Here is a 2,834-nt window from a genome sequence, read left to right on the forward strand (position 1 = left end):
CGCCGGCGGGACCGGCGTGGGTCGCATGCTCCTGTCACCACTCGCCGAGGTCCCCGGACTGTCGGTCATGGTGATCCCGTTGGCACTGATCTGCGGCGTGGCGCTCGGCTGGACGACGGTCACGGTCCGCCGGACCCAGTCGCTCCGGACACACACGGCCGCCGTCGTGACCGAACGACTCGCCGCCCTGCGCGCGGAGGTGGAGCAGTCCCTCGGCGCCAGGATCCTGGCCGCGGAGGCCACCATCACCGACGGCTTCGCTCACGACCCGGGCCCGCGGGTCGCCGACCTCGAACGCCGTATCCGCCGGTCACGACTCGCCGGGAAGGCCCCCGGAACCACGCCGAGCACCGTCTCCCCGGTTACTGTTGCGGAGCCCGCCGGCACTCCCCCGCCCGCCCTCGCCACCCCAGGGAGCCCCTCGCCATGACCGACTCCTTCCACGGACCCGACCCGTCCGATTTCAGCGCCCGTCCCGACGTCTGTGGCCTCGACGGGGCCCCGCTCGCCGAGGCCTCGTCCCTCGGCCTCCACGTCCCTGTGGGTGACGGCGTCCTCGATCTCGGCTCACCCGAGGCGGATCTGGACGGTGACGGCTTCATGGAGGCCGTCACCCGGGGCGACGGCCGGGGGCTCACCGTCTACACGGACGTCGACGGCGACGGCACGGTCGACCACGTCTCGACGGTCCGGTTCGACGGAAGCTACGACTCCTGGCGACTGGCCAATCCCGCCGAAGGGGTGCCGTTCGGCGGATTCACCAACGAGGCCCCGGCGGGGTCCCCCGAGTCAGCCCCTGTCCCGGCCAGATGGGAACGGATAGACCACGGTCACATCTGAAAAGTTGAGGCTTTGCTCACGTCGGGGCCGCGAACGAGGCCCGGACGGCGGCGGTGTGATCGGGTTGACGATAGTCTGTGACCGATACCATGCACCGTGCACGAGGAGCTGTGATGACCACCACCACCATTCCCGGCCTCGAGGGTCAGGCGCCAACCGATCACGCGGAGATGCTCGCGTGGATCGCCGAGGTCGCCGAACTGACCCAGCCGGACCGGGTCGTCTTCGCGGACGGCTCGGACGAGGAGTGGCACCGCCTCACGACCGAACTGGTGGAGCACGGCACGTTCGTCCGACTCGACGAGTCGAAGAAGCCGAACTCGTTCCTCGCCCAGTCCGACCCCAAGGACGTCGCGCGCGTCGAGTCGCGGACGTTCATCTGTTCGGAGACCGAGGAGGGCGCCGGTCCCACCAACAACTGGCGGGACCCGGCCGAGATGCGCGGCCACATGACCGAGTTGTTCAGCGGCAGCATGCGTGGCCGCACGATGTATGTGGTGCCCTACTGCATGGGCCCCCTCGACGCCGAGGATCCCAAGCTCGGCATCGAACTCACCGATTCGGCCTACGTCGTGGTGTCCATGAAGATCATGACCCGCATGGGCACCGCCGCCCTGGAGAAGATCGGGTCCGACGGCGAGTACGTCAAGGGCCTGCACACCGTCGGTGCGCCCCTCGAGCCCGGCCAGGACGACGTCCCGTGGCCGTGTAACGAGGAGAAGTACATCACCCACTTCCCGGAGACCCGTGAGATCTGGTCGTTCGGATCCGGGTACGGCGGAAACGCACTGCTGGGCAAGAAGTGTTTCGCGCTGCGGATCGCCTCCGCCATGGCCCGCGACGAGGGCTGGATGGCCGAGCACATGCTCATCCTCAAGCTCATCTCCCCCGAGGACAAGGTCTACTTCATCGCCGCGGCGTTCCCGTCCGCGTGCGGCAAGACCAACCTCGCCATGCTCCAGCCGACCATCGAGGGGTGGCGCGCCGAGGTCGTGGGCGACGACATCGCCTGGATGCGGTTCGGGGCCGACGGCCGGCTCTACGCGGTGAACCCCGAGTACGGCTTCTTCGGAGTCGCCCCCGGTACCAACTACTCGTCGAACCCCAACGCGATGAAGACGCTGGAGGCGGGGAACTCGATCTACACCAACGTCGCCCTCACGGACGACGGTGACGTGTGGTGGGAGGACCTGGAGGGGACCCCGGACCACCTGATCGACTGGCTCGGCAACGACTGGACCCCGGTGGGTGACGGCGGGGCGGGCAACGCCGCCCACCCCAACTCCCGCTACTGCGTACCGATCAACCAGTGCCCGGTCACCGCCGAGGAGTTCAACTCCCCGCAGGGCGTGCCGATCTCGGCCATCCTGTTCGGCGGGCGCCGGGCGGACACCGTGCCGCTGGTGAGCGAGGCCCACTCGTGGAACCACGGCGTCTACATCGGGGCCACCCTCTCCTCCGGCCAGACCGCGGCCGCGGAGGGCAAGGTCGGTGCGGTCCGCCGGGACCCGATGGCGATGCTGCCCTTCATCGGATACAACGTCGGTGACTACTTCCAGCACTGGGTGGACATGGGCGAGCGCGGTGGCGACAAGATGCCCAAGGTCTTCCTGGTCAACTGGTTCCGCAAGGGCGCGGACGGCCGCTTCCTCTGGCCCGGTTTCGGCGAGAACAGCCGCGTCCTGAAGTGGGTCGTGGACCGCATCGAGGGCCGCGTCGACGCGGATGAGACCGTGGCGGGGTTCACCGCCCGCGCCGAGGACATCGACCTCACCGGCCTCGACACCCCCCTCAGGGACGTGGAGGAGGCGCTGGCGATCGACCCCGAGGAGTGGCGCCGCGAACTCCCGCTCATCACCGAGTGGTTGGACTTCTGCGGGCCCAAGGTCCCGTCCGAGGTTCACGAGCAGTTCGCCGCTCTCAAGGAGCGCCTGGGCTGAGACCTCCGGGGCCTACCGAGGTCCCGCGGTCAGATCGGCGGACGGGCCGCACCC

The 2,834-nt window shown here is 69.2% G+C and carries 2 protein-coding genes and 1 pseudogene; all 3 read left to right on the top strand.

What is annotated here, in order from left to right; all coding sequences use genetic code 11:
- A pseudogene (locus tag G6026_RS03190) lies at positions 1 to 430 on the top strand (hypothetical protein); the annotation flags it as partial.
- Complete coding sequence (locus tag G6026_RS03195; RefSeq protein WP_107757519.1) at positions 427 to 840, top strand: DUF6802 family protein; 414 nt, start codon at positions 427 to 429, stop codon at positions 838 to 840. The pseudogene G6026_RS03190 and the gene G6026_RS03195, both read left to right, overlap by 4 nt.
- A gap of 113 nt (positions 841 to 953) precedes the next feature.
- Positions 954 to 2,780, top strand: coding sequence for a phosphoenolpyruvate carboxykinase (GTP) (locus G6026_RS03200; protein WP_182612241.1), 1,827 nt, complete (start codon positions 954 to 956; stop codon positions 2,778 to 2,780).
- The last annotated feature ends 54 nt before the right edge of the window (positions 2,781 to 2,834 follow it).

Origin of the sequence: Dietzia sp. DQ11-38-2 (genome assembly GCF_014145055.1) — a bacterium.
Lineage (GTDB): Bacteria > Actinomycetota > Actinomycetes > Mycobacteriales > Mycobacteriaceae > Dietzia.

Bases quoted from the DNA above. Each gene is read 5' to 3' on its own strand.
- G6026_RS03195 (WP_107757519.1), top strand. From the start codon at position 427: ATGACCGACTCCTTCCACGGACCCGACCCGTCCGATTTCAGCGCCCGT.
- G6026_RS03200 (WP_182612241.1), top strand. From the start codon at position 954: ATGACCACCACCACCATTCCCGGCCTCGAGGGTCAGGCGCCAACCGAT.